General features: G+C 30.3%; 13 protein-coding genes. 2 read left to right on the forward strand and 11 right to left on the reverse strand.

Going from position 1 to position 13301, the window contains the following annotated elements:
- Nucleotides 1-171: 171 nt before the first annotated feature.
- From lon to L2Z92_RS01800, 4 genes are all read right to left on the reverse strand, one after another.
- Nucleotides 172-2628 carry an endopeptidase La gene (gene lon / locus L2Z92_RS01785; RefSeq protein WP_236457141.1) on the reverse strand — a complete coding sequence of 819 codons (2457 nt, stop codon included), beginning with the start codon at nt 2626-2628 and terminating at the stop codon, nt 172-174.
- A gap of 198 nt (nt 2629-2826) precedes the next feature.
- Complete coding sequence (locus L2Z92_RS01790; RefSeq protein ID WP_236457142.1) at nt 2827-3558, reverse strand: hypothetical protein; 732 nt, start codon at nt 3556-3558, stop codon at nt 2827-2829.
- A 45-nt stretch (nt 3559-3603) separates the two neighbouring features.
- Nucleotides 3604-4896, reverse strand: coding sequence for an MFS transporter (locus L2Z92_RS01795; RefSeq protein WP_236457143.1), 1293 nt, complete (start codon nt 4894-4896; stop codon nt 3604-3606).
- A 58-nt stretch (nt 4897-4954) separates the two neighbouring features.
- On the reverse strand, nt 4955-5773 hold the full coding sequence (locus tag L2Z92_RS01800; protein ID WP_236457144.1) for a M48 family metallopeptidase: 819 nt from the start codon (nt 5771-5773) through the stop codon (nt 4955-4957).
- A 125-nt stretch (nt 5774-5898) separates the two neighbouring features.
- On the opposite strand from L2Z92_RS01800, the gene L2Z92_RS01805 reads away from it, so the two are divergent.
- Nucleotides 5899-6759 (forward strand): alpha/beta hydrolase, encoded by an 861-nt coding sequence (locus tag L2Z92_RS01805; protein WP_236457145.1) that lies wholly within the window; start codon nt 5899-5901, stop codon nt 6757-6759.
- Nucleotides 6760-6827: 68 nt separating this feature from the next.
- Here the strand turns inward: L2Z92_RS01805 and L2Z92_RS01810 are convergent, their stop codons facing one another.
- From L2Z92_RS01810 to menD, 6 genes are all read right to left on the reverse strand, one after another.
- The gene (locus tag L2Z92_RS01810) at nt 6828-7394 is read right to left on the reverse strand and encodes a chalcone isomerase family protein (RefSeq protein WP_236457146.1); all 567 of its coding nucleotides are present in this window, start codon (nt 7392-7394) and stop codon (nt 6828-6830) included.
- Nucleotides 7395-7439: 45 nt separating this feature from the next.
- On the reverse strand, nt 7440-8003 hold the full coding sequence (locus L2Z92_RS01815) for a chalcone isomerase family protein (protein ID WP_236457147.1): 564 nt from the start codon (nt 8001-8003) through the stop codon (nt 7440-7442).
- A gap of 25 nt (nt 8004-8028) precedes the next feature.
- Complete coding sequence (locus L2Z92_RS01820) at nt 8029-8955, reverse strand: YihY/virulence factor BrkB family protein (protein ID WP_236457148.1); 927 nt, start codon at nt 8953-8955, stop codon at nt 8029-8031.
- The gene (gene nadC / locus L2Z92_RS01825) at nt 8955-9812 is read right to left on the reverse strand and encodes a carboxylating nicotinate-nucleotide diphosphorylase (RefSeq protein ID WP_236457149.1); all 858 of its coding nucleotides are present in this window, start codon (nt 9810-9812) and stop codon (nt 8955-8957) included. The genes L2Z92_RS01820 and nadC overlap by 1 nt, the downstream gene beginning before the upstream one ends.
- 102 nt (nt 9813-9914) lie before the next feature.
- The gene (locus L2Z92_RS01830) at nt 9915-10259 is read right to left on the reverse strand and encodes a DUF2853 family protein (protein ID WP_236457150.1); all 345 of its coding nucleotides are present in this window, start codon (nt 10257-10259) and stop codon (nt 9915-9917) included.
- An 80-nt stretch (nt 10260-10339) separates the two neighbouring features.
- On the reverse strand, nt 10340-11998 hold the full coding sequence (gene menD, locus L2Z92_RS01835) for a 2-succinyl-5-enolpyruvyl-6-hydroxy-3-cyclohexene-1-carboxylic-acid synthase (protein WP_236458896.1): 1659 nt from the start codon (nt 11996-11998) through the stop codon (nt 10340-10342).
- A gap of 118 nt (nt 11999-12116) precedes the next feature.
- On the opposite strand from menD, the gene L2Z92_RS01840 reads away from it, so the two are divergent.
- Nucleotides 12117-12617 (forward strand): GNAT family N-acetyltransferase, encoded by a 501-nt coding sequence (locus L2Z92_RS01840; protein ID WP_236457151.1) that lies wholly within the window; start codon nt 12117-12119, stop codon nt 12615-12617.
- 2 nt (nt 12618-12619) lie between these two features.
- On the opposite strand, the gene L2Z92_RS01845 is transcribed toward L2Z92_RS01840, so the two are convergent.
- Entirely contained in the window at nt 12620-13207 is a 588-nt protein-coding gene (locus L2Z92_RS01845) for a glutathione peroxidase (RefSeq protein WP_236457152.1), read from the reverse strand.
- Nucleotides 13208-13301 lie beyond the last annotated feature (94 nt).

Below are 13301 nucleotides of genomic sequence, written 5' to 3' on the forward strand. Positions count from 1 at the left end.
CTAATACTATTTATCACTTGAATTTACTGCAATAAAACACCCTTTTATTTTACAGCAAATTTAAATCACAACTGATATAATAACGTAGTAATAATTCTAAAAGTATGTAAACACAAAAAAAACCTAAGCATTAAATATACTTAGGTTTTATATCTTAGAAAAACTTTATTCTTATTCGCTTAATTTTTTTGCGCTTTTAACTTTCTGATCGGTAATTGCAATTTCAACTACTTCACTCATTTTATCTACATAATGAAAAGTCAAGCCTTTTAAATAATCTGGTTTAATTTCATCTATATCTCTTTTATTTTCACTACAAAGAATAATTTCTTTAATATTCGCTCTTTTTGCTGCCAATATTTTTTCTTTTATTCCTCCTACTGGTAAAACTTTCCCTCTCAAAGTAATTTCTCCTGTCATAGCAATACTTTTCTTTACTTTTCTTTGCGTAAAAGTTGAAATCATCGATGTCAACATTGCAATACCAGCACTAGGACCATCCTTTGGAGTTGCTCCTTCAGGAACGTGTATATGTATATTATTACCTGTCAAAACTTCATTTGGAATGCCTAATATTTCATTATTAGATTTAATATATTCCAAAGCAATAGTAACCGATTCTTTCATTACAGTTCCTAAATTCCCTGTCATTGTCATCGTACCTTTCCCCTTAGAAATAGAAGACTCTATAAACAAAATATCACCCCCAACAGAAGTCCAAGCTAAACCTGTAACCACTCCAGCAGAATCATTATTCTCATATTTATCTCTTTCTAATCGTGGTGACTTTAGCACCTCTAAAATATCCTCATCTGTTAAAACCTTATTGTATGTTTCCTCCATAGCAATAAATTTCGCAGCATTACGAACCATTTGAGCAATTTTTTTATCCAATCCACGAACTCCAGATTCTCTTGTGTAGCCAATAACAATTTTTTCTAATTGTTTTTTTCCTATTTGTAAATCATCTGGCGTTAAACCATGCTCTTTCAATTGTTTTGGAAGTAAGTGTTTTTTAGCAATCTCTACTTTCTCTTCAATCGTATAACCCGACATGTTTATAATTTCCATTCTATCCCTTAAAGCAGGCTGTATAGTAGACAAACTATTCGAAGTTGCAATAAACATAACTTTAGACAAATCATATCCTAATTCCAAGAAATTGTCATGAAACTCAGAATTTTGCTCAGGATCTAAAACTTCAAGCAAAGCCGAAGAAGGATCTCCATTATGACTTGTTGATAATTTATCAATCTCGTCTAATACAAAAACTGGATTTGACGTTTTTGCTTTTTTAATACTTTGAATAATACGTCCTGGCATAGCACCAATATAGGTCTTTCTATGTCCACGAATTTCAGATTCATCACGCATTCCTCCTAAAGAAATACGAACATACTCTCTTCCTAACGCTTCTGCAACAGATTTTCCTATTGATGTTTTCCCAACACCTGGAGGACCAAATAAACACAAAATTGGAGATTTCATATCATTTCTTAGCTTTAAAACCGCCAAATGTTCAATGATACGTTTTTTAACATCTTCCAATCCGAAATGATCTCTATCTAATATTTTTTGCGCTCTTTTTAAATCGAATTTATCTTTTGAAAACTCATTCCAAGGCAAATCTAAAAACAACTCTAAATAGTTACGTTGAATTCCGAAATCTGGTGAGTTTGGATTTGAACGTTGCAATTTAGAAAGCTCTTTCTCAAAATGCTCTCCAACATTTTCATTCCATTTCTTTGATTTTGCTTTCTCACGCATTTCATCAATTTCCGCTTCATGAGAAACCCCACCCAATTCCTCTTGAATGGTCTTCATTTGTTGATGTAAGAAATACTCACGTTGCTGTTGATCTAAATCAAAACGCACTTTCGATTGAATGTCATTTTTTAATTCTAATTTTTGCAACTCAAGATTCATATATCGAAGCGTTTCTAATGCTCGCGTTTTTAAATCGCTGATTGAAAGCAATTCTTGTTTTTCCTCTACAGAAAGATTCATGTTTGAAGAAACAAAACTGATTAAAAAAGGATTACTCTCTATGTTTTTAATTGCAAAAGTAGCTTCTGTCGGAATATTTGGACTCTCTCTAATGATTTGAATTGCCAATTCCTTAATCGATTCGATAATCGTATTGAATTCTACATCATCATTTTCAGGACGAACCTCTGCAACTTCTTTGATTGTCGCTTTTAAATAAGGCTCTTCTTGTGTAAAAGTATCTATTTCGAACCTTTTCTTTCCTTGAAGAATTACAGTAGTATTACCATCAGGCATTTTCAGCACTCTAATAATACGCGCAACTGTTCCAATATGATGCACATCGTTTGGAGAAGGTTCTTCAATACTTTCATCTATTTGAGCTACAACACCAATGACTTTGCCTCCAGCATTCGCATCATTAATTAATTTTATAGACTTATCTCTACCCGCAGTAATTGGAATTACTACACCTGGAAACAAAACTGTGTTTCTTAACGATAGAATTGGTAAATCATTTGGTAAAACCTCATTATTCATCTCCTCTTCGTCTTCTGGTGTTAACAAAGGGATTAATTCAGCATCTGAATTAATATCTTGAAGTGACAAGTTGTCAAATGTTATTATTTTTTGATCTGGCATATTTTTAAAAGGGTCATTTTGTCATTATTCATATTCATTATCAGGCTTGTAAAATCTAAAAAATATTAGTTAAACATCTAAAAATCAATACAAATAAAAGAATTATACTAATTATAAGCTAACTATAAAAACAAGATTTATGCCATAAAAAATCCCGAACAAATAAATTCGGGATTAAGTTCTATTTTTTTCAACAGATTAATACAATGTATAATCTACTAATATTGAAGCATAAGTAGTTCCTCCTGAAACTGTTATACTTTTTATTATACCTACATTTTTTGCATACCAATATTCTGTAACCGCAGTTGTACTAGGTGAACCAACCATGCTTGCAATTTGAGTTATTTTAACTTTAATTACATCTGCATACGTTTCTCCATCAACTATTGCTGAAACATTTTTCTCTAAAACAACACCCGAATATGTTGTATTTATAGTTATTCCAGGAAAACCAGTATATGTTGTAGTTTGAGAGTAGCTACCATTCCAAGAGCCCCCTACAGCTAAATTATCGTTCAGAACAACATGTTCATAACCTGTTTGCGTTCCATTCAAACCACCTGCACTTATCGTAATATCATCTGTTTTAAGCTTATATATTCCTGAGTCTTTATTCAAACTAATTGTTACTGTACCTGAAGAGGTAGATCCAGTACCTGATTGAGGAGCAAATTTATAATATGTTTTACCACTTACAACTTCTGTACTTACCATTTTCATAACAGGTAATGCAGTACCATTTCTTTCTAAATGCCATTCATTATTAATTGCAGCCGGCCAATAATCTCCTGAAGAAGTACCTCCTCCTGAAGAATTTCCACCATTATCAACTTCACTAGATAAAGAAGAATCTATAGGTTCGATATTACATGAATTCAATGTAAAAATTGCTGTTATTACAACAAAAAGAAAATTTATCTTTTTCATTTTTAGATTTTTTTTTAAAAATAGATTCAAAAATAACATTTTATTTTATTCCTTAGGCACTTTTGTAAGCAAAAAGACACCCATAATAAAAAATACAGCTAAAAAGACAATTGCATTACGCATTGAACCAGAGAATTGATCGATTGTTGCAAAAATTCCCATTCCAATCACAATTCCGATTTTTTCAGCCACATCATAAAAACTAAAATAAGAAGTGGTATCTTCTGTCTTTGGTAAAAACTTTGAATAAGTTGAACGAGATAACGATTGAATTCCTCCCATTACCAACCCAACGAATCCTGCTGTAAGATAAAAATGAATGGGTTCCGTTACAAAAAATGCAAAAACACAAATAACGGCCCAAATTACATTTATAAAAAGAAGAGCTTTAATATTACCCCATTTTAGTGCCAGCATTGATGTTAAATAAGCGCCTCCAATTGCAACTATTTGAATAACTAAAATACTAATTATCAAACCAGTAGTTTTTTCACTATCTGATGCCCAATTAATTTCCTGTTCTCCAAAATAAGTAGCTACCAACATTACTGTTTGTACTGCCATACTATAAACAAAGAATGCAAACAAGTAGCGTTCAAGTCTTACATTGTTAAATAATTCTTTCTTTACTTTATTTAATTCCCTAAAACCATTGAATAGAATTTCCTTTGTTACTTTGCGTTTTGAGCTATTCCCTTTTGGCAAATAATAAAAAGTATATTGACTAAATACTAACCACCAAACACCTGTTAAAACAAAAGAAAATCGCATCCCATCGAGCGCTTCTTGCCCTTCTTTTCCTAGAATAAAAACAAACAAACAAATCACCAACAAAATAACACTACCAAAATACCCAAATGAATACCCTCTAGCACTTAAATCATCCTGCTGCTCTTCGTAAGCAATATCAGGCAAATACGAATTATAAAAAACAATACTCCCCCAAAATCCAATCAATCCAAAATAGAAACAGGCAACTCCAAAATATATATTTTCAGTAGAGAACCAATACAAACCTATGCAGGACAACGCTCCTAAATAACAAAAGAATTGCATGAAACGCTTTTTATTACCAACATAATCAGCAACACCTGACAATATTGGAGACAACAGAGCTACTGTTAAAAAAGCAAATGCAGTTACATAACTTATTAATGATGTCGGCTTGAAAAATATTCCTAAAAACTCCAAATCTGATCCACCTTTGGGATACAGAAAACCAAAGTATAATGGAAAAATTGAAGAAGAAATCACTAATGAATACACCGAATTTGACCAATCATAAAACGCCCAAGCATTTAACAACTTCTTACTTCCTTTTTGTAATGTTTTAAACATAGCTTATAAATTAAAAAGTCCTGCTTAGCAGGACTTCGAATATACATATTATATTTTATTATTTGAAAGTAACTCCATATTTTGCTGCTTCAGCTTTTGCTTGAGGAATTAAAGCTGTTAATTCTCTAATCCTTGTTTCATTACTTGGGTGTGTACTTAAAATTTCTGGTGGAGCTTGTCCTGATGATAATTCAGACATTCTTTCCCAAACTTTCACAGCATTAATTGGATCATAACCCGCTATAGACATTAAAGTTAATCCAATCATATCGGCTTCACTTTCATGACTTCTACTAAAAGGTAACATTGCTCCAACTTGAGATCCTGCACCATACGCTTGCATAATTAAAGCTTGTGTTTTTGGGTCTTTATTACCAACTGCTACTTGCGTTCCAACAGCACCTAATTGCTGTAACAACCCTGCACTCATTCTCTGTTGCCCATGATTTGCTAATGCATGAGCTACTTCATGCCCCATTACAGATGCTATTCCTGCATCATCTTTACAGACTGGCAAAATACCTGTATAGAAAACAATTTTACCTCCTGGCATACACCAAGCATTCAATTCTTTACTTTCAACTAAATTATATTCCCAAGAATACCCTTCTAAATAATCTGATTTTCCATTAGCGTTCAACCATCTTTCAGCCGCCGTTTTAATCTTCATTCCAATAGTTTCAATTCTTTTCGCATCTTTTGTTCCTTTTAAAACTTTATTTTCAGTCAAAAACTGATCATATTGTTGAAAAGCAGAAGGAAAGATTTGACTATTTGGCACTAAAGCCATTGTAGACTTACCTGTAAAAGGATTTTTTGCACATGATAGTATTAATGCAAAAAAGAATACCGAAACAATTTTTACTTTATTATTCATCTTAATTAGTGTTTATACAAAGTTAATACTTTTCAAAAACCATATCAAATATTAGCCCATAAATATTTTTTAAGATAAATTTAATAATCTTACACCACTATAAATAGTAATTTCGCAACAAAAAGATGTCAAAAAGACAAAAAGTAATATCAAGTAACTCAATACCAAGATCCATTTTATTCATAGCAAGTACGCTACAAATAGTTTCAACTACACTCACTGTAAAATTCGCAAAGAAGCTATTTACAAAACCTATAAAATACAAGGTGCCAAAAAGAGAATTTGAAATGAATATGAATTCTAAACAAGAATTGATTCACATATCTTCTATCAACAAAAAGATAATGACATATAATTATGGCAAGTATTCAAAAAAAGTACTACTTGTACATGGTTGGTCCGGAAGAGGTACACAATTAGTTAAAATAGCTGACAAAATGTTAGAATTAGGTTATTCTACAATAAGCTTTGACGCACCCGCTCACGGAAAATCGCCAGGCAACTCAACATTAATGCTTGAGTTCATTGAAAGTATATTAACATTAGAAAAATTACATGGACCTTTTGAATATGCAATTGGACATTCTCTAGGTAGCATGTCAATATTAAATGCAATTAAAAACGGCTTAGATGTAAAAAAAGCAGTATTAATTGGAAGTGGAGATAGCGTTAATGACATTCTATTAGATTTCGTTTCTAAACTAGGGTTAAAACCAACAATTGCAATAAAAATGAGAGAATCTTTTGAAAAGGATTTTGATGATTCCATGGAAAGTTATTCCTCTTATGTTGCTGCAAAAAACATAAAGACACCAACATTACTCATTCATGACAAAAACGATGATGATGTTCCCTATACAGCATCTGAAAATATTCATAAAAACTTAGAAAACAGCTCCATATTTTTAACAAAGAAACTGGGTCATAGAAAAATATTAGGTGATGAAAAGGTAATTAATCAGATTGAAAAATTTCTTACTAACTAAATAAAAAGCAAATAGGCGTTTCAATTGAAACGCCTATTTGCTTTTTATTTTATGAAAAATATAATCAACTACTTCCCTAACATACTATTTTTTAAATCTTTGTCTGCAGGTTTTCCAGACAGCCAAATACCAAACAAAGCTTTTTTAAAGTCAGCTCCATCAATTGTTCCTTTTTTAGTACCATTTTTATATACTACAACTCCAGATCCAGGAACATTTGCAATTATAAATGAATCTCCTTTATTAAATTCATCTTTAAAAAACGATTTAAATTGATCAATTTTAGTTTTCAAAGCATCCGTTTTTCCACCTGTAGCATTTTGAAATCCTTCATCAACTGCACTTATCATTTTTTCTGAAGTAATCATTCCTGAAACAATATCCAATTTAATTACTGCAGCATCATTACTATTTATAATTTCACTTGCGTTTGAGCTTTTTTTAGGAAGATATAGAGAACCAACATATAAATCGATCCAAAATTTCTCTCTAATTCCAGCACCATTCAATGTCAAATTCTTTCCTTCAACAGTTATATTTTCATCAAGTTTAACACCTGAAACTGTTTTTTGAGCTTGTAAAGATGTCATTGTTGTCATTACAACAATTAAAAATGTAAAAATTCTTTTTTTCATGTTTGTGATTAATTATTAATTCAAATAAACATTAGTAACTTATCCCTAGTTGTCTAACATTGCTCTTTTTAATTTTTCGTCAGCTGGCTTAATGCACAACCAAACTCCGAATAATGCTTTCTTAAAATCCATTCCTTCAATTGTACCTTTTTTTACACCATTCTTAAAAACTGTAATACCAATTTTAGGATTAAAGACAATCATAAACTCATCTTTTTCTTTAAGATCATCTCTAAAAACCGTTAGGAATTTATCAATTTTAGTTTTTATTGAAGTTATGTTTCCATTTGTTGCATTCACAAAGCCTTCTTCCATTAATTCTATCATTTTATCTGTAGAAACTAAACTAGAAACGATATTTATCTTAATAATTGCTGGTTCACTACTGTTTATTATTTCATCAGCATTTGTACTTTTACTTGGAAGATATAATGAGGCAACATATAAATCAATCCACATCTTTTCTTTAACACCTGCTCCGTTTAAAACAAGTTTATTTCCATCAAAAGAAAGAGTCTCATATACACTTACACCAGACACCTTATTTTGAGCGGTTGTCATGTTTATTTGTAAGATCAGAAATGTTAATAGTAGGTAAAGTTTTTTCATAATTTTAAAATATTGTAATTTTTTGTTAAATATATAAATTTTTTCTTTTCAATTTGTTAATTGCAGCATTTAATTCGAATCCTAATAAAAGAACCATACAATTAATCCATATGTAGAACATTAAAACAAGAAGCGTGCCAATTGATCCATACAATTCGTTATATCTTGCAAATTTCTCCACATAAATACCAAATATATAAGAAGTTAGCACTATTAGAAGCGTTGTAAAAACTGCTCCATAACTTATAAATGGGACATTTTTGGTTTCACTTGCACCAAATTTATATAAAATTGACGTCGTTATAAGTATCATTAAAACAACGAACAAATACCTTCCCCATTCAATTAAATAGACATCATTACTTATAAATCCTTGACTTTTAATCTTCTGTATCAATACTTCAAAAATAACAATCGAGGCAACAGTTATAATTAAAATCAAAGATAAAGTTAATGAAATTGCTAAAGCTACGAAATATTGTTTAAAAAAATTTCTAGTTATTGTAATATGCTCTGACATTTCAAAACCACCTAAAATAGCATTAACACCATTTGTCATCAAGAAAATAGACAAAATAAAACCTGATGAAAGGAGACTTTTATAACTCGTATTCATGATGTCTTTTAGAATGAGTTCAATTGCTTCATATGTATTTGGAGGCACACCTTTTTCTACAAAAAACAAGAAATCATTTTGAAAATTTTCAATTGGAATATAAGGAATTAAATTTAAAATAAACAATGCAAAAGGAAATAATGCCATAAAAAAACTAAATGCAACTGCACTTGCCCTATATGAAAAAGCACCTTTTACAATTCCTAAAAAATACAATTCAACAATATCATACAGACTTAAACCTTCTGATGACATGAATGTAATTTTCTTAGCAAAAGCAACTAATTGTTTTACTATTGGAATTTTATTCAACCTCTTTTCTATCGCCTCTGACATTAAAGTGCTTTTAAGCTTAAATCCATATTATAAACTGAATGGGTCAATGCTCCTGATGATATATAATTCACACCACATTCGGCATATTGTCTAATTGTTTTTTCATTTATATTCCCCGAAGATTCTGTCAAACACTTACTTCCTATTAAAGCAACAGCTTCTCTTGTCATTTCAAAAGTAAAGTTATCTAATAAAATTCTATAAACACCATCGCTCATCAGAATTTCTTTTACTTCATTCATATCTCTTGCTTCAACAATTATTTTTAAATCCCTATTGGTTTCTTTTAAATAATTTTTGGTCTTATTTATTGCTTTTGTAATACCTCCTGCAAAATCTATATGATTGTCTTTCAACATTATCATATCATAAAGTGCAAAACGATGATTTTCTCCTCCTCCAATTTTCACAGCCCACTTTTCAGGAGCTCTTAATCCTGGGGTTGTTTTTCTTGTGTCTAATATCTTTGTTGATGTCCCTTCTAACAAATCAACAAAAAACCTAGTTTTAGTTGCAATAGCACTCATTCTTTGCATTGCATTTAAGACTAAACGTTCTGCTTTTAAAATAGACTGAGAACTTCCTGTTACATGAAAAACTACATCTCCGTATTTTACTTTTTCACCGTCATTGATAAACGTTTCAACATGCATTGAGGCATCAACATAAGCAAAAACTTGTTTCGCAAATTCAACTCCAGCAATAACCCCATCGTCTTTTACCAATAATTTAGCTTTCCCCATTGCATCACTTGGTATACAAGCCAAAGAGCTATGATCTCCGTCTCCGACATCTTCTCTTAATGCATTAATTATTATTATCTCTAATTCGTTTTGAAATTGTGCTTCTGAAATCATTATATAAAATTTGAATGCTAAATTATGAATTCGAATTAACAAACTCAATAGTTTTATTAAAAACATAAAAAATCCCGCTAGTAGCAGGATTCAATATGATAATTATTTATTGTATACCGACTCTTTTTTAAAATGTTTTGTTAACAAATAATAAAAAACTGCTCTATATTTATGCTTGTTAGATTTCCCATACTGCTCTATTACATCTGCGATTGCACTATCAAGTTCTGGCCCATCGTTTAATCCTAACTTTTTAATTAAGAAATTATTTTTAACAGTAGCTAATTCTTTTGGATCTGTTCCTGAAACTGTTGAAGAATCTGCATTATAAATTGAAGGTCCACAACCAATTGTTACTTTCGTTAACAAATCCATATCTGCGGTTATACCACATTTATCTTTTAAATCAGCAGCATACTTTGTAATTAATTCATCTCTTTTACTCATAATCATGTTGTTTTTAAATGTTAAAAATAATTTGTTTTATAGTCTAATAAAACGCATTAAGTCCTTATAAAATTATAATTTTATTTTAAATTTTTAAAATATTCTAGCAAAATTTTATTATTTAATTTCTCAGGTGTTGTTATTTCTAACAAATTCGGTTTAGTATTATCTGTAAAAAAAGTTTTCAATTGCGTTTCTAACTCTAAAGATGTTTTAACATTCTGATAATTAAACCCAAACATTTCTGCTAGTTTAATTGCAGTCAAATTATGCGAAGTTTCAAAAAATTGATTAAATGTTCTTTCTTCTTTATGACCTGGTAAAATCCTAAAAATACCACCTCCACTATTATTTATCAAAATTATCTTGAAATTTTTAGGTATGTATTGATTCCAAAGCGCATTACTATCATAAAAAAAGCTAATATCTCCCGTAATTAAAACAGTTGGCTTATTAATTGCACAAGCAGCTCCAATTGCTGTTGAAGTACTACCATCTATTCCACTCGTTCCTCTATTGCAAAACACCTCTATCGTTTCATCTAACTTTAAAAGCTGCAAATATCGAACAGCAGAACTATTACTTATTTGCAATTGACTATTCTTAGGTAAATTTTCAACAACAAGATCAAATGCCTTAAAATCAGAAAAAGGTATATTGCCTAAATAATCATCTGATTTAATCTTTCTTTCTGCTACAATTTGAAGCATTCTCTTTTTATAATTACTAAAATCTTCATTCTTTACAGAAATTAATAATTTTAAAAATGACGCTACATCTGTTTCAAAATGTTTTGTAAGACATCCATAAGTATCATAAGCTCTTAAGTTATCAACATGCCAATGTTCATTTGGTTGATATTTCCTCAAAAAAGCTTTAATTCTTTTCGAAACGACCATTCCTCCAAAGGTTAACAAAATATCAGGTTGAAAAAACTTAAAATCTTCTTCATCAAAAGGAGTAATTATAGTGTCGATATTAGAAACAAATGTTTCATGATGAAGATTCGATGTTTTCTCTGTCATTACAATAACATTTGGGTCGCTTGCCAAACTATTTAAAATTGATTGTTCAATTCTACTTGGTTTACTTTCTCCTACTAAAATTAACTTTTTATGACTAGTATTCCATCTTGAAATAAACTCTTGATTCAGAACAAATTCATTTTCTTTTTCATTACAAAAATCAACCAATTTTGGATTTATTGACAAATCCGTAACCACCTCATACAAAGGTTCTTCGAAAGGAATATTTATATGAACTGGCCCGTGATTTACACTTGCTAAATGCAACGCATACTGAATTGAAAGATCATTTTTCTCTGACGCTTCTTCAGTTAAATTTGCGCTATTCAAAATATGGTTTGAAAAGACATTTTCTTGACGAATAGTTTGTCCATCGCCAATATCAATTTTATCATGCGGCCTATCTGCACTAATTACAACTAAAGGAATTCGACTATAGAACGCCTCGGCAACAGCAGGATAATAGTTTAAAACAGCCGAACCAGAAGTACAAACAACTGCAACTGGCTCCTCTATTTGTTGTGCAATTCCTAAAGCAAAAAAAGCAGCACATCTCTCATCAACAATACTATAACATTCAAAGAAAGAATCATTAACAAATCCAATCGTTAATGGTGCATTTCTAGATCCAGGAGAAATAACAATATGTTTTAATCCTTTAGCTTTACAAATGGTTAATAGGCTTTGTGCTAATGGAATTTTTGGGTATTTAATTTGTTCTATCAATTTTATATTTTAAAATATTCAAAAAAACTGAATGTATATTTAATTGCAAAGTTATAAAGTTGAAAAGGTTTTTTATACTTTTGTTTGAAAATAAATACTTTTTACAATGTCAATCTTCATTAGACCTTATACTTCTTCCGATTGTGAAGCCATTTTAGACATTATAAACTTCAATATACTAAATTCTACAGCTTTATACGATTACAAAGCGCGAACATTATCGCAACAAATAGCTATTTTTGAAGACAAATTAGAGAAAAATTTCCCTATAATTGTTGCTGAGCAAGACAATAAAGTTGTTGGTTTTGGATATTATAGTGAATTTCGTTTTAGAGAAGCATATAAATTCACTGTTGAGCATTCGGTATACGTTACACACAAAGAGCATGGAAAAGGCATTGGTAACCTTTTACTTTCCGAATTAATAACTTTAGCTAAAAAACAAGAACTTCACACTATGATAGCTGTAATTGATTCTGAAAACCAAAATAGCGTGAAGTTTCATGAAAAATATGGTTTTGAAACCGTTGGAGTAATTAAAGAATCTGGCTATAAGTTTGACAAATGGCTAAACTCTGTAATTATGCAATTATTTTTAAAACCTTAATATTATTTACCTTCAATCCAATTAACAATTGAAGCATCAGTTGGTAAAGTTGTTGGAGCTATTACTTTTTCTAATATTCCATTTTCATTAATTAGATATTTTTGAAAATTCCACTTTACCTCACTATCTTCAACACCGTTTTTAGACTTTTGAGTTAGATATTGATAAATGACATGCATATCGTCACCTTTTACAGAAATCTTACTCATCATAGGAAAACTTACACCATAATTACGTTCACAAAAAGTTGCAATTTCGCTTTCTGTACCTGGTTCTTGTGCTCCAAAGTTGTTTGCAGGAAAGCCAACAATTACAAAATCACTATCCTTATACTTTTCATACAAAGCTTGCAATTCTTTATATTGTGGTGTTAATCCACATTTAGAAGCCGTATTCACTATCATTACCTTCTTCCCTTTCAAAGTAGAGAAATCGAACTCATTCCCTTCAATATCTTCCACTTTAAAATGATATAAACTTTCTTTCATTTTCATTTCCTTTTTATTCTCCACGTTTAACTTTTTAGATTGCGCTTGAAAGCTCTGACTCGCAAAAAAAACTAAAGCACAAGCAATAATACTTTTTTTCATTTTTTTTATTTCAAATTTAGTTTTAATTCTACTAAAAACACCTAAACAAATCATAAATCTAAATTAAATTTGTACATTAGAAAATCCAAACAAA

It is taken from the genome of Flavobacterium jumunjinense (assembly GCF_021650975.2).
Classification (GTDB): domain Bacteria; phylum Bacteroidota; class Bacteroidia; order Flavobacteriales; family Flavobacteriaceae; genus Flavobacterium; species Flavobacterium jumunjinense.